Origin of the sequence: Mesorhizobium sp. BR-1-1-10 (genome assembly GCF_020165595.1) — a bacterium.
In the GTDB taxonomy this organism is placed as follows: domain Bacteria; phylum Pseudomonadota; class Alphaproteobacteria; order Rhizobiales; family Rhizobiaceae; genus Mesorhizobium; species Mesorhizobium australicum.
In genome coordinates this window covers 462,638-486,638 of the sequence record NZ_JAIUIL010000003.1, presented here as the reverse complement: position 1 = coordinate 486,638, position 24,001 = coordinate 462,638, and the positions used below count along the sequence as shown (strand labels likewise).

The following is a 24,001-nucleotide window of genomic DNA, read 5'->3' as shown; positions in this document are numbered from 1 at the left end:
TTCAGTTGTCGTTGTCGTCCAGGAAGTCTCCCACCACCCGCATGCATAGATCCTGCTCTTCGACATGCGGCATATGGCTGGAATGCTCGAATACCTGCCAGCGCGATCCCTCGATGCCGTCCTTGAACGGCTGCACGGTCGCGGGCGTGGCTTCGTCGTAACGGCCGGAAATGATCAGCGTCGGAACATCGACGGCGGGCAGCCGATCGATGATGCTCCAGTTCTTCAGCGTACCGATGACATGGAACTCGTTCGGCCCGTTCATGACGTTGTAAACGGTCGGATTGCGCACGACCTGGGCGAAGGTCTCGGTCACTTCGGCCGGGAACGGAACGATCCGGCAGACATGCCGCTCGTAGAACACCATCGTCGCTTGCTGGTAGTCCGGATGATCCGTCGTGCCAGCCTGTTCGTGCCGGGTCAGCGTCTCCTGTACGTCCATGGGCAGGTCGGCGCGCAGCCGGTTGGCCTCTTCTACCCAGAGCTTCATGGACGCCGGCGAGTTGGCGATGGTCAGCGACTTCAGGCCCTTCGGCCGCGTCACCCCATACTCGGCGCCCAACATGCCGCCCCAGCTCTGCCCGAGCACATGGAAGCCGCCGCGGATGCCGAGATGGTCGACAAGGTTTTCAAGCTCGTCGATGAACAGCCTGGGTGTCCAGAAATCGGCGCCTTTGTCCGGCAGCAAGGTGGAATTGCCGCAGCCCAGCTGGTCGTAGTGGATGACGGCGCGGCCTCTTCGGGCAAGAAGCTTGTAGGCATCGACGTAATTGTGGGCGGCGCCCGGCCCGCCATGCAAAATGACGATCGGAGCCTTGTCGGCATCGAGGTTACCGCTGACGCGATACCAGGTTTCGTAGTCGCCGAAATCGGCCCGCCCTTCCCTGGTGACGATCTCCGATGACATCCCGATCTCCTGAATGTTGGAAGGCATGCCGCTGGTCACCTAGTTTGCAACCCGGCTGGAGCGAACCCATTCTTCCAGCATCTGCACGCCGAATGCGGTAGCGCCTTCCCGGCCCAGGGGCTGATCCTTCTCGGTCAGTTCCTTGCCGGCGATGTCGAGATGCACCCAGGGGCGGTCTTCCGTGAAGTGGCGCAGGAACGCCGCGGCGTAGGGAGCGTCACCGTCTTCCATGTCCTTGGCGTGATGTCGCAGGTCCGCGAACGGCGATTGCAGGCCCTCGTCATAAGCCCGGTCGAGCGGCAGCTGCCAGAACCGCTCGCCGACCATTTCTCCGGCCGCGATCATCCGCGAGGCGATGGCATCGTCGGTGCTGAAGAGACCGGCGAATATCGATCCAAGACCGCGCATCACCGAATAGGTCAAGGTGGCGAGGTCGACGATCACCGACGGATTGAAGCGCGAAGCGGCATAATAGAGGCAGTCGGCCAGGATCAGGCGGCCTTCCGCATCCGTGTCGAACACTTCCACGGTTTGCCCGGACGCTGTCGTGATGATGTCGCGCGGCTTGAGCGCGGTGCCTGACGGCATGTTCTCGGCAATGCCGAGCACACCGACGACGTGCACCGGGCTGCCTTGCCGGGCCAGGGCGATCAGCAGGCCGACCACGGCAGCCGCACCGCCCATGTCGGCCTTCATATCGAACATCTGCTCGCCGCGTTTAATGCAGAGACCGCCGGAATCAAAACAGACACCCTTGCCGACGAACGCCAGCGGCTGCGCAGGAGCACCCTTGCCGCGATAGCGCAGGACGGCGACTCGTGGCGGCCGTACCGAACCCGACCCCACGGCCAGTATCGCGTTCATGCCGAATTCCCTGAGCTTCGCCGTATCGAGTATCTCGACGTCGATGCCGGCTTCGCGCAGAGGCTCCAGGTGATCGTGGAAATTGTCGGGATGGAGATGGTTCGGCGGCAGGTTGACCAGTGTGCGCGCATATTCGACGCCATCCGCGATGGCATTGATCCGCGCCAGCGCCGAATTCAGCTCCGGACCGCCGGCCCCGACCAGTTGCACCCGAAGGGTCCGATCGGCCCCCGCCCCTTGGCGCCGGTTGCGCATGTCGAAACGATAGCGCCGCAGCCGCATGCCAAGCGCGACTCTTGCCAGGATTTCCGCTCCCGGCAGACTTATGCCGGCAATGGGGTCCAGGACCAGGGTGGCCGCGCATTCCCCTTTGCCCTCCAGATGCGCGGCAAGCAGGCCGCCGGCACGCGCCAAGGAGAGTGCGGTGACGGCCTCAGCCTTGCCCATGGCCAGGACAATCACGCGCCGCGCCGATACCGCCTGGGGGGCGATGACATCGATACAGGCGCCGGATTCAGCCAAGGCAGCCGCATCGGCACAGGCCCGGGAGAGGATCCCGCCCATTTCGGTGTCCAGGGCCGTTGCCCGCGGGCCAAAGCCGGTTTGAGCGGCCTGCAAAATCACGACGACGGAGGTTTCAGCGGAAATCTCGTCCGCCGTTTCAAAGACCGGCACTGGCGATTGAGGCATAGGTAGGCGTTCTCCTCTTTGCGGGGCTTTGGCCGAGGCGCGGCTTGCAGTTTGCGCAAGGCTTCTCCCGCCACCGGTGGAAACCGGTCAAACCGGCCGTCACCTCTGGTTGGATCGTGCCGAAGTCCCCAAATTGTCGTTCTTGAGACGACTTAATTGCTCTTGCCTCTTGGGTATCCCCGAACGGGTCAGGCGATCAAACGCCAATTTTGTCCATATCGATTGACAAAAACTCAACTGGCAATTCATGATCGGCCGATGGCCCTACCCTCACTCAATGGCATGCGCGCTTTCGAGGCCGCCGCCCGTCTCGGCAGCGTCAAGGACGCAGCCGAAGAGCTGCATCTGACACCCTCGGCTATCAGCCGTCACATCCGCGCACTCGAACGGAATCTCGGCCAGGAGCTGTTCGAGCGCGGCTTTCGGCAGATAACGCCGACCATTCGGGGCTCTTATTACGCACGCAGCCTCTCCGAAGCATTCGAAGCCATCTGGCGGGCCACCGACGATGTCAGTCTCGCCGGGCCCCCAAGCCACGGCAGGACCCAGCGTGTCCGGGTTTTGTGCGTCCCTGCTGTCCTGAACCTTTGGCTGGCGGACCGGCTGCCGAATTTTCGCCGGCGGCATCCGTCCGTGGATCTGGAGATCTCGACATCGGGCAAGCGGGCCAATTTCGATTTGGCCATCGTCGACGAGTTCGTCTACAAGGCCGGCCCGGCTCTGACGCTGCTGATCCCGCTGGTCCTGACGCCGGTCTGTGCTCCTTCGCTGCTTGAAGGGCCGATGCCGCTGCGATCGCCCGCCGACTTGGTCAACCACCACCTGATCCACGAATGCGAGACCATGCGATGGAAGCGCTGGCTGGAGCAGGAAGGCGTGTTGGACACGACGCCGAAATCCAGCACGACGCTAGATGATTGTACGCTGATCATGCGCGAGGCGATCAATGGCGCTGGAATAGCGCTCGCCGACACGATGATGGCCCAGGATCTGCTGCAGCAGGGCAAACTGGTCGCCCCGTTCAGCGCCCGCCATACCTACCCGGCCGGCATCTACCTGCATCAGCGCCGCAGCATCGGCAACAAGCCGGGTACGGGCCTGTTTCAGGATTGGCTGCTTTCCGAAGTCGAGGACCACAAGCGGGTGATGGCCATCGGCTAGGCAGCCTAGCTTGCCGATAGGCGTCGGGAACGCGGATTTGTCCAGCTTGGAAGCCGTGGATCGAGAATTCGAATCGACAGGCAGGCCTGTTTCAAAAGCGGCTCACCATCACGGGCTCTCGATAATCGCGGTTCGCATTGAATATCTTTAAGGCCAAAGCCGGCAAATCGATTGCTTGCCGGTTCCCCTGCGTCAGGCGTAACCTCTGCGGTCAACGCGTGAGGGCGCGTGCTGCAAGAAGGGGACATTGCAATGACGATACAAGGCGCATCGCCTGACCTGTATAATGAAGACCTCGCTCCTGCCAAGGTTCGAAACTGGGGACCGTTCTCGATCTTCAACGTCTGGACGTCGGACGTCCATAGCCTGTGGGGCTACTACCTCGCCGCCAGCCTGTTTCTGTTCTGTGGCGGCTTCGTCAATTTCATCATCGCCATCGGCATCGGTTCGCTGATCATCTACGCACTGATGAACATGGTCGGTTATGCCGGTGTGAAGACCGGTGTGCCCTACCCCGTGCTCGCCCGCGCCTCCTTCGGCATCTGGGGCGCCAACATTCCGGCACTGGTGCGCGCCATCGTCGCCTGCTTCTGGTACGGCGCGCAGACAGCGGCCGCCTCAGGCGCCATCGTCGCATTGCTGATCCGCTCGCAATGGTTCGCCGATTTTAACGCCAATACCCATTTCCTTGGCCATTCCGGCCTGGAGGTGATCTGCTTCGTGATCATATGGGCACTGCAACTGCTGATCATCCAGCGCGGTATGGAAACGGTGCGCCGCTTCCAGGACTGGGCCGGCCCGGCGGTCTGGGTGATGATGCTGATCCTGGCCATCTATCTCTGCGTCAAATCAGGAACCTTCGCTTTCACCAGCGATATCCCAATGGATGTACTGCTGGAAAAGACCAAGGATGCGGGCGTCCCTGGTACTCCAGGGTCTTGGACCGCACTGTTTGCCGTGGCGGCGATCTGGGTGACTTACTTCTCGGCGCTCTATCTAAACTTCTGCGATTTCGCCCGTTATGCCCCCGACCAGGCATCGCTGCGCAAGGGCAATATCTGGGGCCTGCCTATCAACCTGATCCTGTTCTCGCTGGTCGCCGGCGTCACCACCATCGCCGCCTACGACGTCTACCATGAGGTGCTGCTGCACCCCGACCAGATCTCGGCCAAGTTCGACAGCTGGTTCCTGGCCGCCCTTGCCGCCCTTACCTTCGCGGTGGCGACGCTCGGCATCAATGTCGTGGCCAACTTCGTCTCGCCGGCCTTCGATTTTTCCAATGTCTTTCCCCGCCAGATCGACTTCAAGAAAGGCGGCTACATCGCGGCCGTCATCGCGCTGGTGCTCTATCCCTTCGCACCGTGGGAAGGCAGTGCGGCTTCCTTCGTCAACGTCATCGGCGCAACGATGGGGCCGATCTTCGGCGTGATGATGGTCGATTACTATCTGATCCGCAAAGGTGAGGTCGACGTCGAGGCGCTGTATCGCGAGGACGGCGAGTTCCGCTTCCAGGGTGGCTGGCACGTCAATGCGTTCATCGCCGCCGGCATCGGCGCCATCTTCTCGTCGATCCTGCCCAACTTCACCAACTGGCTGCCGTCCTGGTGGGGCGTCTATGGCTGGTTCTTCGGCGTGGCGATTGCCGGCGTCATCTACTACGTGCTGCGCACCGCGGCCGTGAGCGCCAGCGCCAAGATGGCGAAAGCTTGATGAAACCATAGCGGGGCGGCCCCGAGCCGCCCCGCTCTACCGCGCGATCATTTCGGCCAGCTTGCGCACGGTGTTCCAGTTGCGCGATGTGCCGACGCCCATGCGCTTGTGGTTGGCAGCGGCAAGCAGGCGCGAGCTAGGCCTCTCCCTTGAAAAGACGATCCAGATGTCGCCGCCGACCAGAAGCACCTTCTCGTCCGCGACGGCACAGGCTTGAAGCCCCGATATGGCATCTTCGGCCACAGGTTTGCGCATCACGCGCACCGCCACCTGGTCGCCGGCTTCCACCGACTCGGTCGGGAATGGATTGCTGGCTGCGAGTTTGCGCCAGTCTTCGGCGGCACGCACGATGATATCGACATGGCGGCCAAAGGCCTGTTCGAAGGCGGATTCCAGGCGTGTCTCAAGCGTGGTGATCGAGGTCCTTTCACTCTCGAAGACCAGGTTGCCGGTCGCCACCAAGGTGCGGACATTCTTCAGGCCGAGACTTTCCGCCATGGCCTTGAGGTCGGACATGACGACCCGCCGCCCCTCTCCCAGGACGATGCTGTAGAGAAGCGCGACATAGGTCCGCATGGGAGCGATCAGACCAGGCGGCTCTGCTCCACCGCCGCCTCGATGAAGCTGGCAAACAGCGGATGCGGATCGAGCGGCCGGCTCTTCAGTTCGGGGTGATATTGCACGCCGATGAACCAGGGATGGTCGGGGTATTCGACCGTCTCCGGCAGCACACCGTCGGGCGACATGCCTGCAAACACCAGCCCGCAATCCTCCAGGCGCTGCTTGTAGTCGATATTGACCTCGTAGCGGTGCCGGTGACGTTCGGAAATCTGGGTGTCGCCATAGATGTCGGCGATCTTCGAGCCCTTGGCGAGCTCGGCCTGATAGGCGCCGAGCCGCATGGTGCCGCCGAGATCGCCGGTCGCCCTGCGCTTTTCCAGCATGTTGCCTTTCAGCCATTCGGTCATCAAACCGACGACCGGCTCCTTGGTCGGGCCGAATTCGGTCGACGAGGCATGTTCGACACCGGCCAGCGATCGCGCCGCCTCGATGCACGCCATCTGCATGCCGAAGCAGATGCCGAAATACGGCACCTTGCGCTCGCGTGCGAATTTGGCCGCCAGGATCTTGCCTTCTGAGCCGCGTTCGCCGAAGCCGCCGGGCACCAATATGCCGTGCACCTTCTCCAGCCAAGGCGTCGGGTCTTCCTTTTCGAAGATTTCCGATTCGATCCAGTCGAGCTTGACCTTGACGTGATTGGCCAGCCCGCCATGCGAAAGCGCCTCGATCAGCGATTTGTAGGCATCCTTGAGGCCGGTATACTTGCCGACGATGGCGATGGTGACCTCGCCTTCCGGATTGTGGATGCGGTTGGAGACGGCCTGCCACGGCTCCATGCGCGGCTTGGGCGCCGGCTCGATGCCGAAGGCAGCGAGCACTTCCGAATCCAGACCTTCCTTGTGATAGGCCATCGGCACGTCGTAGATATGTGGCACGTCGAGCGCCTGGATGACGGCGCTTTCCCCGACATTACAGAACAGCGACAGCTTGCGGCGCTCTTCCTTGGGGATGGCGCGGTCGGCGCGCACCAGAAGAATGTCGGGCGCGATGCCTATGCCGCGCAGCTCCTTGACCGAATGCTGGGTCGGCTTGGTCTTCAGTTCGCCCGCCGTCGGGATATAGGGCATCAGCGTCAGGTGGACATAGACGGCGTTGTTGCGCGGCAGATCGTTGCCGAGCTGGCGGATCGCCTCGAGGAACGGCATCGCCTCGATGTCGCCGACCGTGCCGCCGATCTCGCACAGCACGAAATCATAGTCGTCATTGCCGTCGAGGACGAAGTTCTTGATCTCGTCGGTGACGTGCGGGATCACCTGCACGGTGGCGCCGAGATAATCGCCGCGCCGCTCGCGCTCGATGATGTTCTTGTAGATACGCCCGGTCGTGATGTTGTCCTGCTGATTGGCGGACCGGCCGGTGAAGCGCTCGTAATGGCCAAGATCGAGGTCGGTCTCGGCACCGTCATCGGTGACGAACACCTCGCCGTGCTGGTACGGCGACATCGTGCCGGGATCGACGTTCAGATAAGGGTCGAGTTTTTTGATGCGTGCGCGATAACCTCGCGCCTGCAGGAGAGCCCCAAGGGCCGCTGCGGCAATGCCTTTTCCAAGTGAGGAAACCACGCCGCCTGTGATGAATACATATCGCGCCATGGGAGTCATCGCTTAACGCGGCCGGATTGATTCCGCCAGAGAAAAAACCGCCGCGAAGGCTTTTTCCCAAAAAGGCGCTCGGACCATGATCCCGAAAAGTGGGATCCGGCTTTCGGACAGGCATCACGGCCAAAGGGTTTTGACCGGGGGTCTTACAGCAATTCCAGGACAGGTGCGTAGCGGTTTTTCGTCTGGAATTGGCGTAAAAACAACGACTTAGAGCGGGTCGACCCTTCAAACGTTGAATCGCTCTAAGCAAAACAAAAGGGCCGGCTGAGCCGGCCCTTTCGGTATGATGACGGAAACGTCAGATGATGACGACTTTGGTGCCGACCCGGACGCGGCTGTATAGATCCATGACGTGCTCGTTCATCATGCGGAAGCAGCCATTGGACGCGCTGGTGCCGATCGACTGCGGCGCGATGGTGCCGTGGATACGCAGATGCGTGTCCTTCCTGCCATCATAGAGATAGATGGCGCGGGCGCCGAGCGGGTTCTGGCCGCCGCCTGCCATGCCGTCCTTGTACTGGCCGTAGTGCTTGGGCTCGCGCTTCTGCATGTCGAGCGTCGGGATCCAGCGCGGCCACTCCTGCTTGTCACCAACCGCGACCGTGCCCTTGAACTGCAGGCCTTCGCGGCCGACCGCGATGGCATAACGGCGTGCGGTGGTCGATGATTCGACGAGGTAGAGTCGGCGAGCGCTGGTGTCGATGACGATTGTGCCGGCGTCATAGCCGGTGAATTCCACGTCCTGAGGCACGAATTCCGGCTTCACCTTGAACGGCTTCTTGGCGTTCTTCTGGGCAAGTGCCGAGTCGAGCGCGCGTGTCTCGGGCAGATAGCTGATCGATGAGCCAGACGAGGTTCCACCGAACAGACCGGCGAACAGGCCGCCGCTTGACTGCTTCTGGCCGCCGACGACCTCGCTGCGCAGTTCGCCATTGTTGCCCGTCAAAGCGACATTCATTGCCTCGGCTGGGATCGGCTCGGCCGCCGGGATCGGGGTTACAGGTTCGATCGGTTCGATGATCTTGACGGTCTTCTTGGCCGGCTTGGCATCGGCCACTTCGGTTGCCGCTGCTTTCTGGCCTTTGCTGGCCAGGAACGCCTGCCGATCTGCGTCAGCCCTGGCCTTGGCCGCCTCGCGCATCGCCATTTTCCTGGCCTCAAGCGCCTTGGCCTTGGCATCCTCCTTGTCGGCAACGATCTTGGCCTCGATCTTCTTGATCTGGGCAAGATCCTCCGGCGTGGGGTTTTTCTTCTTCTTGAGAAGCTTCAACTGCGTCGCATCGCTTTTGGCAGCGACGGGGATGGCGTCGGTCTTTTCGAGCGACACCGACTGTTGTGCGGCCATGTTTGCCGGCATGGCGGCGGAGGCCGGGGAACTTATGCCGATTGCGGCGCAAAGTCCCAGGAAAATGAAGCTGCGAAGCTGCATGGCGAAGATCCGATCGTTCAATGCTTGTTGCCCACGGCGTCGCCCGGCGTCCCCCAAGGACGCCGAAAATGCCGCGTGCAATCTATAGTCGAATAAGCGCGTATGCCTCAAGCGCGAGACCGCGCTGCGGTCTGTCGAATCTTCGTGATTGCGCAGCATTTGCCGCGACTGTGTTCAAACGAACACAGATCGCGGTTTAGAACATAAGGTTATTGGTTCGGAACCTGAGGCGACGCCGGCGCGGTGTTGGTGGTTCCATTGGCCGCTGGCGGCGTGGTGCTGCCGGCGGGCGCGGTGGCCGGGGCCGTTGCCAGCGGTTTTGTCGCGGCGTCGTTGCCGGACGGAGGCGTCGGCGTGGTGTTGCCGGCGGGTGCCGGCGTGGCCGTACCCGGCAATTGGTTGAGCACGCCCTTGCCGGCGCCATCCGAGGTCGCGGGAACCCGATCGAGAATGTCGATCGGCTTTTCGCCGTAGCGGGCAATGATCGACAAGGTCAGCGACGTCACAAAGAACGCTGCCGCCAGGATCGCCGTCGCCCGGGTCAATGCGTTGGCCGCGCCGCGCGCGGTCATGAAGCCCGATCCGCCACCAATGCCGAGACCGCCACCTTCGGAGCGCTGCAGCAGCACCACGCCGACAAGGGCGAGCACGACCATGAGATGGATGACGATCAGTACGGTTTGCATAATTTATCCTGGCAAGGCCCTGCCCGGCCGCGGACACGGCCGGTGAATTGGAGGCGGCTCAATACAATGCTTTCACGGCATTTCCAAGCCCGTGGCCGGAATATGGGAAGCAACGCCCTCTTTGCAACGAATTTGGACGGGACGAGACCCGTCCATCCTCGCGAATCTCAGCCAGCAATGCTGCGATAGGCTTCGGCGATGCCCAGGAAATCAGCCGCTTTCAGGCTGGCACCGCCGACCAGCGCGCCGTCGACATTCCTGACGCCCAGCAGTTCAACGGCATTGGAAGGCTTGACCGAGCCACCGTACAGGATGCGCATCCTGGCGGCGGCGGCCCCAAGTTTTTCCGCCAGCTTTTCGCGGATATGCGCATGCGCCTCGGCCACATCGGCCGCGGTTGGCGTCAGGCCGGTGCCGATCGCCCAAACCGGCTCATAGGCAATGACGGTGTTCGATGGCGTGGCGCTTGGCGGCACCGAGCCGGCGACCTGGCGCGACAGCACCTCCAGCGTCGCTCCAGCCTCACGCTCCTGCCGCGTCTCGCCGATGCACACGATGGCCACGAGCCCGGCCCGCCAGGCGGCGGTGGCCTTGGCCTGGACCGTCGCATCGTCCTCGCCGCTTTGCTCGCGGCATTCGGAATGGCCGACAATGACATGGCTGGCGCCTGCGTCCTTCAGCATCTCCGCGGAGATACAGCCGGTATAGGCACCGCTTTCCTTGGGATGGCAGTCCTCGCCACCGGCATGGACCGGCGTGCGCGACAAAATCTCCGCGGCATGGGAAAGCAGCGTCGCGGGAACGCAGACCAGGGCTTCGGTCTCGGCGTCGAGCCCGCTCATGAAACCGTTGCCGATCATCCTGAGCTCGTTCAGCGAGGCGCTGGTGCCGTTCATTTTCCAGTTGCCGGCGACAAGCGGGCGAATTCCTGGTGTCATGGTGTGCTTCTCCGGGCGATATCAAGCTCTGGCCCTCACTACCAAAATCAGGCCACAAAGCAATCGACAGTGGGCAGGAAGGGCGCTATTGCGCTTGGTTCAGACTCGGCGCATGCGAAAATGCGCATAAATCGGAAGTAACCATGCTTGGTATATTGAGAAGCGCGGCGGGTACCTGGGTCGCGAAGACATTGCTTTCGCTGCTGGTGGTCAGTTTCGCCGCCTGGGGCATCTCCGGACGGCTGATGGGCGGCTTCGCGGGCCACGATTCGGTAATAACGGCCGGCGGCACCAAGGTATCGATCAACGAATACCGCCTCGCCTATGACCGCCAGCTCGCCGTCATGTCGCAGCAGTTTGGTCAACGCCTCACGCATGAACAGGCAAAGGCGCTCGGCATCGACAACCAGGTGCTGGCGCAACTCGTTTCCGGTGCCGTCCTCGACGAGCAGGCACGCAAGCTCGGCCTCGGCCTTTCCAAGGATCGGCTGGCCGAACTCACCCGCGAAGACCCGGCTTTCAAGGGCCCTGGCGGTCAGTTCGACCGAAGGACATTCGACTACATGCTGCACCAGGTCGGCATGCGGCCCGAGGATTATCTGAAGAACCGTGCCCAGGTGGCGGTGCGCCAGCAGATCGTCGAGGCGGTCTCGGACGGCCTCAAGGCGCCGGACACGTTCTTCAAGGCGGTGGCGCTCTACCGCGGTGAAGACCGCACCGTCGACTATTTGACTTTGCCGAAGGCGCTGGTCGAGCCGATCGCGGCGCCGAGCGACAGCGTGCTTCAGGCCTATTTCGAGGCCAACAAGAAGAGCTACGCCGCACCTGAATACCGCAAATTCTCGTATGTCCGCCTCGAACCGGCGGACATTATGGATACGACCGCGGTCACCGACCAGCAGGTCAGTGACGACTACAACAAGAACAAGTCACGCTACACCACGCCCGAAATGCGCACCATCGAGCAGCTTGTGTTCAAGACGCCGGATGCCGCCAAGGCGGCGCTCGATTCGCTCAAGGCCGGCGCCACCTTCGACAAGCTGGTGACCGCTGAGGGCAAGACCCCGGCCGACACGCTGCTTGGCACGCTCGCCAAGGACAAGATCGCCGACAAGGCGGTTGCCGATGCCGCCTTCGCGCTCAACGCCAACGAAGTCAGCCAGGTCGTGCAGGGCGCCTTCGGTCCGGTGCTGCTGCGCGTGACCGAGATCAAGCCCGAGGTGGTGAAGCCGCTCGCCGAAGTGTCGGACCAGATCCGCAAGGATCTGGCGCTGGGCGAGGCAAGCCGCATCCTTCTGGATGTGCACGACAATTATGAAGACACCCGCGCCTCCGGCAGTTCGCTGGCCGATGCCGCCGCCAAATTGAAGCTTAAGGACATCACCATCGACGCCATCGATCGCAACGGCCTGAGGCCCGATGGCTCCATCGTCAAGGACCTGCCGGAATCGCCGGCGCTGATCAAGGCCGTCTTCGATGCGGAACCGAACACCGAAAACGAGGCGCTGACCACAGCGGACAACGGCTTTGTCTTCTATGAGGTCGGTTCGATCACACCGGCCCGCGACCGCACTCTTGATGAGGTGCGCCAAAAGGTTGTCGCCGACTGGACGGCGGCCGAGACCGCCAAGCGGCTCGCCGCCAAGGCGGACGAACTCGAGAAGCGCCTCAAGGCCGGCACCACGCTCGACGTCATCGCCGGCGAACTCAAGCTGGAGAAGCAGACCAAGCGCGGCTTGAAGCGCGAAGCCGACGATGCCGATTTCGGCAAGGAAGGCGCCGCCGTCATGTTCGGCGTCGGCGAAGGCGGCACCGGATTGATCCCCTCGCCCACCGGCGACGGCCAGATCCTGTTCAAGGTCGCCGAAGTGTTCGAACCGGCCGGCGCCGACGCCAGCTCGGTGCCGGACGACGCGCAGAAATCATTCACCTCCGGCATGTCCGACGACCTGCTCGACCAGTTGGTGGCGCAGTTGCAGACGCAGTACGACGTCCGCGTCGACCAGGCCGCCGTTGCCCAAGCCTCGACAAGATGAGCGCGCTGAAAACCCATATCGCCAAGGTCGCGACCGGCACCGCACTGTCCTTCGAGGAGGCCTGCGAGGCCTTCGACATCATCATGTCGGGCGATGCGACCCCAGGGCAGATCGGCGGCTTCCTGATGGCGTTGCGCGTACGCGGCGAGACGGTGAGCGAAATATCGGGCGCTGTCGCCACGATGCGCGCCAAGATGCTGCGCGTCGATGCTCCTGACGGCGCCATCGACATCGTCGGCACCGGCGGCGATAATTCGCACTCGGTCAACATCTCGACGGCTTCCGCCTTTGTCATTGCCGGCAGCGGCGTGCCGGTCGCCAAGCACGGCAATCGCGGCCTGTCCTCGCTGACCGGCGCGGCCGACGTGCTAATTGCCCTTGGCGTCAGGATCGACATCGCGCCGGAGCTAATCGGCAAGTGCATCCATGAAGCCGGCGTCGGCTTCATGTTCGCGCCAGCGCACCATCCGGCGATGAAGCATGTCGGTCCGGTTCGTGGCGAGCTTGGTACGCGCACCATCTTCAACCTGCTCGGCCCGCTTTCGAACCCGGCTAGCGTCAGGCGGCAGATGGTCGGCGTGTTCATGCCGGAATGGATCATGCCGGTGGCCGAAACGCTGAAGGCGCTCGGCACCGAGCATGCCTGGGTCGCCCACGGCGATGGTTATGACGAGATCACCACCACAGGCGACACACAGGTAGCCGAACTGGTTGGCGGCGAAATCCGCAGCTTCACGCTGACCCCGGAAGAGGTTGGACTGAAGCGTCATACCAAGGATGAGTTGCGTGGCGGTGATGCCGCCTACAATGCCAAGGCCTTGCGCGATATGCTGGGCGGCACCGCCGGCGCCTATCGCGACACGGTGTTGATGAATGCCGGCGCCGGACTGGTGATTGCGGGCAAGGCGACGACGCTCGGTGACGGCATCGCCATCGCCGCACAGGCCATCGACAGCGGCCGGGCGCTGCAGGTGCTCGACCGGCTGGTCGAGATTTCGAACGGGTGAACCGTGTCTGACATTCTGCGCAAGATCGAAGTCTACAAGCGCGACGAGATCGCCGCCGCCAAGGCAAGCGTGCCGCTGGCAGAGATCAAGGCGCGCGCGAAGGACGCCGACGCGCCGCGCGGGTTCCTCGCCGCGCTCGAAGCCAAGCGCGGATCGGGTGGCTTCGCACTGATAGCCGAGATCAAGAAGGCAAGTCCGTCCAAAGGGCTGATCCGTGCCGATTTCGATCCGCCGAGCCTGGCCAGGGCCTATGAAAAAGGCGGCGCGGCCTGTCTTTCCGTGCTGACCGATGCGCCCTCCTTTCAGGGCGCACCGGAGTTTCTGACCGAGGCGCGAGCCGCCGTGACGCTGCCCGCCCTGCGCAAGGATTTCCTGTTCGACCCCTACCAGGTCTACGAGGCGCGGGCCTGGGGCGCGGACGCCATTTTGATCATCATGGCCAGCGTCGATGATGCCATGGCCAGCCAACTCGAATCGACTGCGTTCGAGCTCGGCATGGACGCCCTGATCGAGGTGCACGATGAAGCCGAGACCGAGCGAGCGCTGAAACTGTCATCGCAATTGATCGGCATCAACAACCGCAATCTGCGGACATTCGAGACCAGCCTCGATACGTCGGAGCGGCTGCGGGCGATGGTGCCGGGGGGTCATTTGCTGGTCAGCGAAAGCGGCATTTTCTCGCATGACGATTGCCTTAGACTGCAAAGGATGGACATCGGTGCCTTCCTGGTGGGCGAGAGCTTGATGCGCCAACGGGACGTGACCGCTGCAACGCGCTCGCTGCTCACGGGCAAGGCGTCCGATGCGGGCCGAAAATCGGAATCGATTTTCGGAGAGCACGATGCATAGAGTCAAAGTGACAGAGCGCACTCTGTGCGTCCGAATGGACGCACGTCGCTCTATGGCGATTTGACGATGACAGGCGCTCTCACCCATCTTGGCGCACAGGGCGAGGCCAACATGGTCGATGTCGGCGGCAAGGACGAGACGACGCGCACCGCGATCGCCGAGGGTTTCGTCTCGATGCAGCCAGAGACGTTGAAGACCATCCTCGCCGGCAATGCCAAAAAAGGCGATGTGCTCGGCACGGCGCGCATCGCCGGCATCATGGCAGCGAAGAAGACCCATGAGTTGATCCCGCTCTGCCACCCCCTGCTGCTGACCAAGGTTTCCGTCGACATAGAGCCTGACCATGCTCTGCCCGGCCTGAAGGTCACCGCCCTTGCACGCGTCACCGGCAAGACCGGCGTCGAAATGGAAGCATTGACGGCAGCCTCGGTGGCCTGCCTGACCATTTACGACATGGCCAAGGCGGTTGACCGCGCCATGGTCATCTCCGGCATACGGCTGGTCGAAAAGACCGGCGGCAAGTCCGGCGACTACAAGGCAGGGCTCTGATGGCACTGGTTCCGGTCGCCGACGCGCTCGAGCGCCTGCTCGACGGCGCCGTGCCGCTGGCCGGCGAAAGCGTCCCGCTCATCGAGGCGATCGATCGTGTGCTGGCGGAACCGGTCATGGCGCTGCGCACCCAGCCACCCTTCGACGCTTCGGCCATGGACGGCTATGCGGTGCGAGCCGCCGATATCGCGTCGGTGCCGTCGAAACTCTCGGTGATCGGCATGGCGCCGGCCGGACGCGGCTTTGACGGCGCGGTCGGCCAGGCACAGGCAGTGCGTATCTTCACCGGCGCACCGCTGCCTGACGGCGCCGACACCATCGTCATCCAGGAAAACGTCCGGGATCTCGGCGGCGGCAACATCGAAGTGATCGAGCCAACCGCCGTGTGGCGTAACATTCGCCGCGTCGGCCTCGATTTTTCCAAGGGCGACGTGCTGCTGGAGAAGGGGCGCGTGCTCGACCCGGCGGCACTGTCGCTGACGGCATCGGCCAATCATCCCCGAGTAGGCGTGGTGAAACGGCCGCTGGTCGCCATCATCGCCACCGGTGACGAGTTGTTGCCGCCCGGCAGCGAACTCGGGCCCGACCAGATTATCTCGTCCAACGCCTACGGCGTCGCCGCGGCGGCACAATCGGTCGGTGCCTGTGCGCTCGATCTCGGGATCGCCGCCGACCGCAAGGACGACATCGCCGGCCTGGTCAGGAAAGCGGTCGCGGCGGGTGCCGATGTCATCGTCACGCTGGGCGGCGCCTCGGTCGGCGACCACGACCTGATCCATGACGTGCTGACCGGCGAAGGCATGACGCTCGGCTTCTGGAAGATCGCCATGCGTCCCGGCAAGCCGCTGATGTTCGGGCGCCTCGGCGATATCAGATGCATCGGCCTGCCCGGCAACCCGGTAGCAAGCCTGGTCTGCTCGCAATTGTTCCTGAAGCCGCTTCTGGCAAGGCTGGGCGGTCGCGACCATCGTCAGGACATCCGCCCGGCTCGGCTGGGCGCCGCAATGGCGGCGAATGATCTGCGCCAGGATTATGTGAGGGCGGTGGTCAGGGAGGATGACGGCGAACTGGTGGCGACGCCGTTCGGCATCCAGGATTCCTCGATGCTGAGGATGCTGGCCGATGCCAACGGACTGGTCGTTCGCGCGCCTTTTGCCCCTGCATCCGCTGCGGGCGACGCTTGCAGCGTTCTGATGTTGCGCTGAAGTATTTCGTAATAACTTACTGATCACAGGGCTTATTCCGAGATCAAGGTCCGCGTCAATGCATGCGCCGGATCGGCCAGGCCATCAACTACATCGTAGTGATGCCGGTCGGGCTCGACCACGGCACTGGTGGTGGCGCCAAGCCCGGTCCAGATGTTGGCCAGCAACGCATTCTGTCGCAGGAACTCCGAGCGCTCGCCGCCGCCGGCCCAGCAGGTGATGCGGGCACCATCGATTGGCCGCAGCAGTGCCGGGCTTTCCGTCAGCGCCTCATGCTCATCGATTTTCAGCACGGCGTTCATGCCGGTGCGCATCAGCGGGCGCAAATCATGCAAGCCGGAAATCGAAACGACGTGGCGTATGCGCCGCACGACATCGGTGGCGAGCGGTGTGGTTGTGGTCACCATGCGGCTGGCGAGATGTCCACCGGCCGAATGTCCGGTCAACATCAGCGGTCCCCCGACCATTGCCGCCGCTTTGCCGATCGCCGCCCCGATTTCGCTGACAATGCCGGCAATGCGGATGTCCGGGCACAGCGTGTAGGAAGGCATAGCCACCGCAAAGCCGTTGCCGACCGCGCCCTTGGCGAGATGCGACCATCCGCTTTTATCGGACTCCAGCCAGTAGCCGCCATGGATGAACACGACGAGCCCCTTGGGCGTGGTCTCCGGCAGGAAAAGGTCGAGCCGGTTGCGCGGCCGATCGCCATACGCGATGTCGAACCGTGCCCGGCCCTCCCCCGACAGTGCGTCACGGAACGCTTGCGCCGGTCCCGACCAGGCGGCCGGCCAACGGTCGCTGCCGGCAATATTCGCGCCGTTGGCATAGGCATTGTCCCAATCGGCAATGCGATGGTCGAGCATCGGCACCCTCCCCGAAACAGCGTCGTCTCAGTGCTAGCAATGGCCGCCACCATACCGTGCGTCAAGGCTTTGGGGTGAAACATTTTAGGCTTGAAACAAATTTCGACTGGTGCGATCCTGCCTTCGGAACAGCCGACAAAATGGGAGGTCCGCTGTGCCGTCCGAACCCGCCGATGGTCACCTTTCCGGTGACATGTCGACAAGGGTGTAGCCGGCCGCACGAAGCCTTCCGCGAGAGACAGGAATTCAGATCCACCGCCGCCGGCCAGGTGCCACGCACACTGCAGGCGGCAGACAGGGACAGCGGCGACATGCTTGGGCCTTCAGCGCATACCGACACGTTCACCCGCGATAATCTGCCGCCGCCCGAGCAATGGCCCGACTTCCTGCTCGACGGCTTCGACTATCCAGAACACCTCAATGCCGGTGTCGAATTGACCGACAGGCTCGTCGAGAAGGGCCTTGGTGACCACACCGCGCTGATCGGCAATGGCCGCCGCCGCACCTACAAGGAACTGTCCGACTGGACGAACCGGCTCGCCCATGCGCTGGTCGAGAACTACGGCGTCGAGCCGGGCAACCGGGTGCTGATCCGCTCCGCCAACAACCCGGCAATGGTCGCCTGCTGGCTGGCCGCCACCAAGGTCGGTGCTGTCGTCGTCAACACCATGCCGATGTTGCGCGCCGGTGAACTCACCAAGATCGTCGACAAGGCCGAGATCACGACCGCGCTCTGCGACACCAGGCTGATGGACGAGATGACCGCCTGCGCCAAGGACAGCGCGTTCCTGAAGCAGGTGATCGGCTTCGACGGCACCGCCAACCATGACGCCGAGCTCGATCGCGCCGCCCTCGACAAGCCGGTTACCTTCACCGCCGTCAGCACCGGCCGCGACGATGTCGCCCTGCTCGGCTTCACTTCGGGCACGACCGGCGTGCCGAAGGCGACGATGCATTTCCACCGCGACCTGCTGATCATCGCCGATGCCTACGCCCGTGAAGTCCTGCAGGTGACGCCCGACGACATCTTCGTCGGCTCGCCGCCGCTCGCCTTCACTTTCGGCCTTGGCGGGCTTGCCATCTTCCCCCTGCGCTTCGGCGCGGCGGCAACGCTTCTGGAACAGGCGACGCCACCCAACATGGTCCACATCATCGAGACCTACAAAGCGACCATTTCCTTCACCGCGCCGACCGCCTACCGGGCCATGCTGAAGGCCATGGACGAAGGCGCCGATCTTTCATCATTGCGCGTTGCCGTCTCGGCCGGCGAGACCTTGCCGGCCCCGGTCTTCGAAGAGTGGACGCGAAAGACCGGCAAGCCTATCCTTGACGGCATCGGCGCCACCGAAATGCTGCACATCTTCATCTCCAACCGCTTTGACGACAGGAAGCCCGCTTCGACGGGCAAGCCGGTGGGCGGTTACGAGGCGCGCATCGTCGACGAGGAGATGCGCGAGGTGCCGCGTGGCGAGACCGGACGGCTGGCGGTGCGCGGGCCGACCGGCTGCCGCTACATGGCCGATGACAGGCAGAAGGATTATGTGCGCGACGGCTGGAACCTCACCGGCGATACCTTCACGCAGGATGAGGACGGCTTCTTCCACTTCGCCGCGCGTTCCGACGACATGATTGTCAGCGCCGGCTACAACATCGCCGGACCCGAGGTCGAGGCGGCGCTGCTGTCGCATCCCGATGTCGCCGAATGCGCGGTCATCGGTGCCGAGGATGGCGAGCGCGGCCAGATCGTCGAGGCGCATGTCGTACTGGTGCAAGGTGTCCCGCCAGACGCAATGACCGTCAAGCGCCTGCAGGACCACGTCAAGGCAGCCATCGCGCCCTACAAATATCCCCGATCGGTCAAATTCATCGCCGCTCTGCCGAAGACCCAGACCGGCAAGATCCAGCGGTTTCGGCTGCGCACGGAGAAGATCAATTGAGCGAGCCTTACGATCCGGCCTCTGAAGGCGCAGAGATGTCGTTCAAGGAGCGCATGTCCTACAGCGACTATCTGCACCTGGAGAAAGTGCTGGAGGCCCAGACGCCGCTGTCCTCGGCGCATGACGAAATGCTGTTCATCATCCAGCACCAGACATCGGAATTGTGGATGAAACTCGCTTTGCACGAGATTGGCGCGGCGATCCGCTCGATCCGTGCCGACCGCCTCGAACCGAGCTTTAAGATGCTGTCGCGTGTCGCCCGCATTTTCGAGCAGTTGAACAATGCCTGGGACGTGCTGCGCACGATGACGCCCAGCGAATACACCGAGTTCCGCGACGCGCTCGGCCAGTCCTCGGGTTTCCAGTCCTGGCAGTATCGCGCCATCGAGTTCATGGCCGGTAACCGCAACCTCGCCATGCTCGGGCCGCACAAGCACCGGCCGGACCTCAGCCAGAAGCTGGAGGCGATCCTGGCCGAGCCGTCGCTCTACGATGAAGCGCTGCTGCTTCTGGCCCGCAATGGCTTCGACATCGGGGTGGACGCAAAGCGCACGGATTGGCGCGAGACGCGGACCGGGAACGAAGAAGTCCTGGTCGCCTGGCAGACGGTGTACCGCGATCCGCAGCGCTACTGGATGTTTTATGAACTGGCCGAGAAGCTGGTCGACTTCGAGGACTATTTCCGCCGCTGGCGCTTCAACCACGTCACCACCGTCGAGCGCATCATCGGCCTGAAGCGCGGCACCGGCGGCACGTCGGGCGCCTCCTATCTCAAGAAGATGCTCGAGGTCGTCCTGTTTCCGGAACTGTGGACGGTTCGCACCCGGCTCTGAACTCTCGTCTGACGCAATTCCTGTGGGAAACCGCGTCACATTTTTCCCGGCTTCGCGCCGGCTTCAGGTCACCGCCGTCTTGACCGCGAAGCGTGCATCCTGCCAGGCGCCAGTGCGCAGGATATCCTCCAGGACCTCGACCGCCTGCCATACATCGGCGTAGCCCACATACAGCGGGGTGAAGCCGAAGCGGATCGTCGACGGCGCACGGAAATCGCCGATCACACCGCGCTCGATCAAGGCCCGCATCACCTGGTAACCGTTGGGATGGAGGAAGGACACCTGGCTGCCACGCTGATTGCCGTCGCGCGGGCTTTCCAGCTCCAGGCCATAGGCGCCGCATCTGGTCTCGACGAGCTGGATGAACAGGTCGGTGAGCGCGATGCTCTTCTTGCGCACCGTCGCCATGTCGACATCGTCCCAGATATCCAGCGCCCCCTTCAGCGCCCGCATCGATAACACCGGCTGCGTGCCGCACAGGAACCGGCGGATACCGCTGCCGGCCGCATAACCCTGCTCGAAGGCGAAGGGCCGCGCATGGCCCCACCAACCGCTGAGCGGCTGCTGGACTTTATCGTGATGACGCTCGGCGGCGTAGATGAAGGCTGGCGCGCCCGGGCCGCCATTGAGATATTTGTAGGTGCAGCCGATGGCGAAATCGGCATTGGCGCTGTCGAGCTCGACAGGCAGCGCGCCGGCGGTGTGGCAGAGATCCCAGACGATCAGCGCTCCGACCTGATGGGCCTTGCATGTCAGTGCCGCCATGTCGCGCAGCTGGCCGGACTTGTAGTTGACGTGGTTGACCAGGATGACCGCAACGCGCTCGTCGATCAGCTCCTCAATGGTCGGCGCATCAACGCCCTCAAGGCGCAACACCGTGCCGGGGCGCGTCGAGGCCACGCCTTCGGCCATGTAGAGATCGGTTGGAAAGCTGTCTCCCTCGGCGACGATGACCGAGCGGTCCGGCCGCATGCCGAGTGCGGCATGCAGCACCTTGTAGATGTTGATCGAGGTCGTATCGCAGACCACCGTCTGGCCGGCCGCCGCGCCGATCAGCCGCCCCAGTTGGTCGCCGAGCGCGACCGGCATGTCGAACCAGCCGGCGGTGTTCCAGGCACGGATCAGATCCTGTGCCCACTCCTGGGTCGCGGCTTTCCGCAGCTCGTCGAAGACGGCGGGTGCCGCGGCGCCGAGTGAATTGCCGTCGAGATAGATCACGCCTTCCGGCAAGATGAACCGGTCGCGGATGGCACGCAGCGGGTCCGCCGCATCCATGGCTTCGACGGCTGCGAGATCGAGCGTTGCAGGCATCATTTGTGACATTCCCTGGTTATTCACGCCTTGGTCATTCACGCCGGTTACTCACGAATCGCTTCGCGAACCGGTGCGGAACCCCGGCTGCGCTTGAGGCTGGGCAAGGCAAGCATGGCCAGTACGAACAGGCCCGTGGCAAGCTTCAGGTCAGGCGGCGGCATGCCGGCCGCAAGGCAGAACGACACCAGCTGGTAGTAGATGATCGCGCCGGCGAAGGGCGCCAGCAATTGCCGCCACACCGTCTGCTTGCCGACGACGGCTTCGCCGATCATCAGCGCGGCAAGGCCGTTGATGAGAATTCCCAGGCCCATATTGACGTCGGCGAAGCCTTGCGACTGCACCATCAGCGCACCGCTTGACGCCGAAAAAGCGCTGGCCAGCCCGACACCGCCTATGGTCGCGGCCCAGACATTGATGCCTTGCGCCTCGGCCATGTCAGGATTGGCGCCCACGGCGCGCACGGCAGTCCCCTTCTCGGTCCTGAAGAACATGTAGAGCAGCATGAAGGCGGCAAGCGCGAGGAGACCCGCGACGACAATCTTGCTGGCGGGGAAACCCGGCCGCGCGAACGGCACCCAGTCGAACACCGAGGGCGAACCGAAGACGGACAGGTTGGACTTGCCCATAATGCGAAGGTTGATGCTGTAGAGCATCGTCATCATCAGGATGCCCGCAAGCAGCGTGTGGATGCGGAAGCGCAGATGGATGAAGGCGGTGCAGCAGCCCGCCGCGAAGCCAGCGACAAGGGCGGCAGCAACGCCCATCAGCGGCGATGCGCCGGCGGCAAGGAGAACGCCGCAGACGCAGCCGCCCAGCGGAAAAGCGCCTTCGCTGGTGAGATCGGGAAAATTCAGCATGCGAAACGGGATCATGATCCCGAGCACGACAAAGGCCAGGATCAGGCTTTGCGCCAGGGTGACCGGCATGATCGCGACGAAGCTGGTGAGAACGTCCCCAACAAAATCCATGATGATCAGCTCGCCAGCAACATGCGATCGGTCTTGACCGAGAAATGGCCGATCAGATCAATAACCGTGACCCTCGCCTTCTCCTGCCCGGCGACTTCCAGGAGCACCCGGCCCGCATCGAGCATGATCACCCGGCTGCCATAATCGACGGCGTGTTGCATGTTGTGGGTCACCATCAAAGTCGTCAGTTTCAGCGCGTTGACGGCGCGCACGGTCGCTTGCATGACGATTTCGGCCGTGCGCGGGTCGAGGGCCGCGGTATGCTCGTCGAGCAGCAGCAAGTCCGGCGATCCGCCGACCGCCATGATCAGCGACAAGGATTGCCGCTGCCCGCCCGAGAGCAGGTCGACGCGCGTGTCGAGACGATTTTCCAAACCGAGACCCAGTATCGACAGTCGTTCCCTGTAGGACGCAAGCCGGGTGGTGTTCAGCCCCGGGCGCAAGGTGCGCTTTTGGCTACGCAAATCGGCCAGCAGCATGTTTTCCGCAACCGTCATGCTGGCGGCGGTGCCGCGCATCGGGTCCTGGAACACGCGCGCCAGTTTCGCGGCGCGCTTGTGCACCGGCATTGCAGTCACGTCGGCGCCGTTGATCAGGATCTGGCCGGAATCGAGGATCAGGGCGCCGGAAATGGCGTTGAGCATGCTGCTCTTGCCGGCCCCATTGGAGCCGATGACGATGCCGAACTCTCCGGTGGCCAAGGACAGGCTGAGACCGTCCAGCGCGACCTTCTCGTCGGCCTGGCCCTTGTAGAACACTTTGCGCGCGGATCGAATCTCGAGCATCGTTTCTCCCTGACCTCGGGATGACGGCGCCGACGCCGTCACCCCGGCAGTTCCGATGTTAGTCGACGATGCAGCCGCAATCGGCCATTGAAGCCGGTATCTCGATGCCGAACGCGGCCATCGCCTTGCGCGAGATCGTTGCCATGTGGTCCTTGTAGGCCGGGCGCGACGGCGCGATCGTCTTGGGATCCTTGCCCTTGAGGATCTCGGCGGCGATGTTGCCGGCGTTGACGCCGACCTGCGTGTAATTGACCGCGAAGCTCGCCGGCACGGTACCGTTACGGACCGCACTGTCATCGGAGTTGACGACCGGGATACCGGCCTGGCGGGCGGCCGCGGAGACAGCGGCGATCGCCGGCTGGATCAGGTTCGAGGCCGGGCCGTAGATCACGTCGGCCTTGCCGGCGAGCGAAGCGATGCGTTGCTGGATGTCATTGACGTTGTCTATGCCGACCTCCACCACCTCGAAGCCCGCGGCCGGTGCCGCCGCCTTGATCTTTTCGACCAAGGCAACGTCATTGGCCTCACCGGGATTATAAGGCACGCCGAAGCGCTTGGCGTTCGGCAGCAGCTTCTTGGTGAAGGCCATCACCGCGGCGACGTCCTGCAGATCGCTGGCGCCGGTCATGCCTTCGTCTCCGGCGTCCCATGACGGCACCAGCTTGGCCGCCACCGGATCGGTGACCGCGGCAAAAACGATCGGAATGCCGGAACCGGCAAGCGCTTTCTTGGCGATCTGCGATACCGGCGTGGTGATGGTGTAGATCAGCTTGGGCTGCTCGGCCTGCAGCTTGGCGATCATCTGCGGCACCAGCGATGCATCGAAATTGGTGTGGCTCTCCGTGTAGACGACGTCCTTGCCCTCGACGTAGCCATTATCCGTCAGCGCCTTCTTGAAGCCGGCTATGGCGGCGTTCAATTGCGGATGCTCGCCGAAATTGGCAATGCCGATACGGATCTGATCGGCCGCGGCACTGCCGGCGCTGACCATCAATGCGCCTGCCAGCGCCAAGCCCGACAACCAAGCGGATTTCGACTTCAACATCAT

General features: G+C 63.2%; 21 protein-coding genes. 9 read left to right on the top strand and 12 right to left on the bottom strand.

Annotated features, from left to right (window positions below; genetic code table 11):
• Window position 1 precedes the first annotated feature (1 nt).
• A complete protein-coding gene (locus LB555_RS08210) occupies window positions 2–907 on the bottom strand; it encodes a proline iminopeptidase-family hydrolase (RefSeq protein WP_224682613.1) in 906 nt (301 codons plus the stop codon).
• Window positions 908–946: 39 nt separating this feature from the next.
• On the bottom strand, window positions 947–2,461 hold the full coding sequence (locus LB555_RS08205) for a leucyl aminopeptidase (RefSeq protein WP_224682612.1): 1,515 nt from the start codon (window positions 2,459–2,461) through the stop codon (window positions 947–949).
• 258 nt (window positions 2,462–2,719) lie between these two features.
• Between LB555_RS08205 and LB555_RS08200 the strand changes: the two genes are divergently transcribed.
• A complete protein-coding gene (locus LB555_RS08200; RefSeq protein WP_224587246.1) occupies window positions 2,720–3,622 on the top strand; it encodes a LysR substrate-binding domain-containing protein in 903 nt (300 codons plus the stop codon).
• Between the two features lie 252 nt (window positions 3,623–3,874).
• Entirely contained in the window at window positions 3,875–5,332 is a 1,458-nt protein-coding gene (locus tag LB555_RS08195; protein ID WP_140793586.1) for an NCS1 family nucleobase:cation symporter-1, read from the top strand.
• Window positions 5,333–5,368: 36 nt separating this feature from the next.
• Here the strand turns inward: LB555_RS08195 and LB555_RS08190 are convergent, their stop codons facing one another.
• The 5 genes from LB555_RS08190 to tpiA all read right to left on the bottom strand — a co-directional run bounded on the left by LB555_RS08190 (window position 5,369) and on the right by tpiA (window position 10,607).
• Window positions 5,369–5,908: a DUF1697 domain-containing protein gene (locus LB555_RS08190; protein WP_140793584.1), complete on the bottom strand. Its 540-nt coding sequence runs from the start codon at window positions 5,906–5,908 to the stop codon at window positions 5,369–5,371.
• An 8-nt stretch (window positions 5,909–5,916) separates the two neighbouring features.
• On the bottom strand, window positions 5,917–7,554 hold the full coding sequence (locus LB555_RS08185) for a CTP synthase (RefSeq protein ID WP_318012995.1): 1,638 nt from the start codon (window positions 7,552–7,554) through the stop codon (window positions 5,917–5,919).
• A 298-nt stretch (window positions 7,555–7,852) separates the two neighbouring features.
• Window positions 7,853–8,983: a L,D-transpeptidase gene (locus LB555_RS08180; protein ID WP_224682610.1), complete on the bottom strand. Its 1,131-nt coding sequence runs from the start codon at window positions 8,981–8,983 to the stop codon at window positions 7,853–7,855.
• 209 nt (window positions 8,984–9,192) lie between these two features.
• Complete coding sequence (gene secG, locus LB555_RS08175; RefSeq protein ID WP_140616434.1) at window positions 9,193–9,669, bottom strand: preprotein translocase subunit SecG; 477 nt, start codon at window positions 9,667–9,669, stop codon at window positions 9,193–9,195.
• 167 nt (window positions 9,670–9,836) lie between these two features.
• The gene (gene tpiA, locus LB555_RS08170) at window positions 9,837–10,607 is read right to left on the bottom strand and encodes a triose-phosphate isomerase (protein WP_015317811.1); all 771 of its coding nucleotides are present in this window, start codon (window positions 10,605–10,607) and stop codon (window positions 9,837–9,839) included.
• Between the two features lie 143 nt (window positions 10,608–10,750).
• On the opposite strand from tpiA, the gene LB555_RS08165 reads away from it, so the two are divergent.
• From LB555_RS08165 to glp, 5 genes are all read left to right on the top strand, one after another.
• Entirely contained in the window at window positions 10,751–12,643 is a 1,893-nt protein-coding gene (locus LB555_RS08165) for a SurA N-terminal domain-containing protein (RefSeq protein ID WP_015317810.1), read from the top strand.
• Entirely contained in the window at window positions 12,640–13,650 is a 1,011-nt protein-coding gene (gene trpD, locus LB555_RS08160; RefSeq protein ID WP_015317809.1) for an anthranilate phosphoribosyltransferase, read from the top strand. The genes LB555_RS08165 and trpD overlap by 4 nt, the downstream gene beginning before the upstream one ends.
• Window positions 13,651–13,653: 3 nt before the next feature.
• A complete protein-coding gene (gene trpC, locus LB555_RS08155) occupies window positions 13,654–14,499 on the top strand; it encodes an indole-3-glycerol phosphate synthase TrpC (protein WP_015317808.1) in 846 nt (281 codons plus the stop codon).
• A gap of 66 nt (window positions 14,500–14,565) precedes the next feature.
• Window positions 14,566–15,048, top strand: coding sequence for a cyclic pyranopterin monophosphate synthase MoaC (gene moaC, locus LB555_RS08150; protein ID WP_015317807.1), 483 nt, complete (start codon window positions 14,566–14,568; stop codon window positions 15,046–15,048).
• Window positions 15,048–16,253 (top strand): gephyrin-like molybdotransferase Glp, encoded by a 1,206-nt coding sequence (gene glp / locus LB555_RS08145; protein WP_015317806.1) that lies wholly within the window; start codon window positions 15,048–15,050, stop codon window positions 16,251–16,253. The genes moaC and glp overlap by 1 nt, the downstream gene beginning before the upstream one ends.
• Before the next feature lie 32 nt (window positions 16,254–16,285).
• Here glp and LB555_RS08140 read toward each other — a convergent pair whose 3' ends face one another.
• A complete protein-coding gene (locus LB555_RS08140) occupies window positions 16,286–17,116 on the bottom strand; it encodes an alpha/beta hydrolase (protein ID WP_015317805.1) in 831 nt (276 codons plus the stop codon).
• Window positions 17,117–17,427: 311 nt separating this feature from the next.
• On the opposite strand from LB555_RS08140, the gene LB555_RS08135 reads away from it, so the two are divergent.
• Together LB555_RS08135 and kynA are read left to right on the top strand one after the other, a co-directional pair.
• Window positions 17,428–19,053 (top strand): AMP-binding protein, encoded by a 1,626-nt coding sequence (locus tag LB555_RS08135; RefSeq protein ID WP_015317804.1) that lies wholly within the window; start codon window positions 17,428–17,430, stop codon window positions 19,051–19,053.
• Entirely contained in the window at window positions 19,050–19,886 is an 837-nt protein-coding gene (gene kynA, locus LB555_RS08130; RefSeq protein ID WP_015317803.1) for a tryptophan 2,3-dioxygenase, read from the top strand. Before LB555_RS08135 ends, kynA begins: the two co-directional genes overlap by 4 nt.
• Window positions 19,887–19,949: 63 nt before the next feature.
• Here kynA and kynU read toward each other — a convergent pair whose 3' ends face one another.
• The 4 genes from kynU to LB555_RS08110 are packed head-to-tail and all read right to left on the bottom strand — an operon-like array spanning window position 19,950 to window position 23,998.
• Window positions 19,950–21,197 carry a kynureninase gene (kynU, locus tag LB555_RS08125; protein ID WP_041163834.1) on the bottom strand — a complete coding sequence of 416 codons (1,248 nt, stop codon included), beginning with the start codon at window positions 21,195–21,197 and terminating at the stop codon, window positions 19,950–19,952.
• Between the two features lie 47 nt (window positions 21,198–21,244).
• Window positions 21,245–22,168, bottom strand: coding sequence for an ABC transporter permease (locus LB555_RS08120; protein ID WP_015317801.1), 924 nt, complete (start codon window positions 22,166–22,168; stop codon window positions 21,245–21,247).
• 5 nt (window positions 22,169–22,173) lie between these two features.
• Window positions 22,174–22,953 (bottom strand): ABC transporter ATP-binding protein, encoded by a 780-nt coding sequence (locus LB555_RS08115; RefSeq protein WP_015317800.1) that lies wholly within the window; start codon window positions 22,951–22,953, stop codon window positions 22,174–22,176.
• Window positions 22,954–23,011: 58 nt separating this feature from the next.
• Window positions 23,012–23,998, bottom strand: coding sequence for an ABC transporter substrate-binding protein (locus LB555_RS08110; protein ID WP_140873826.1), 987 nt, complete (start codon window positions 23,996–23,998; stop codon window positions 23,012–23,014).
• Between the last annotated feature and the right edge of the window lie 3 nt (window positions 23,999–24,001).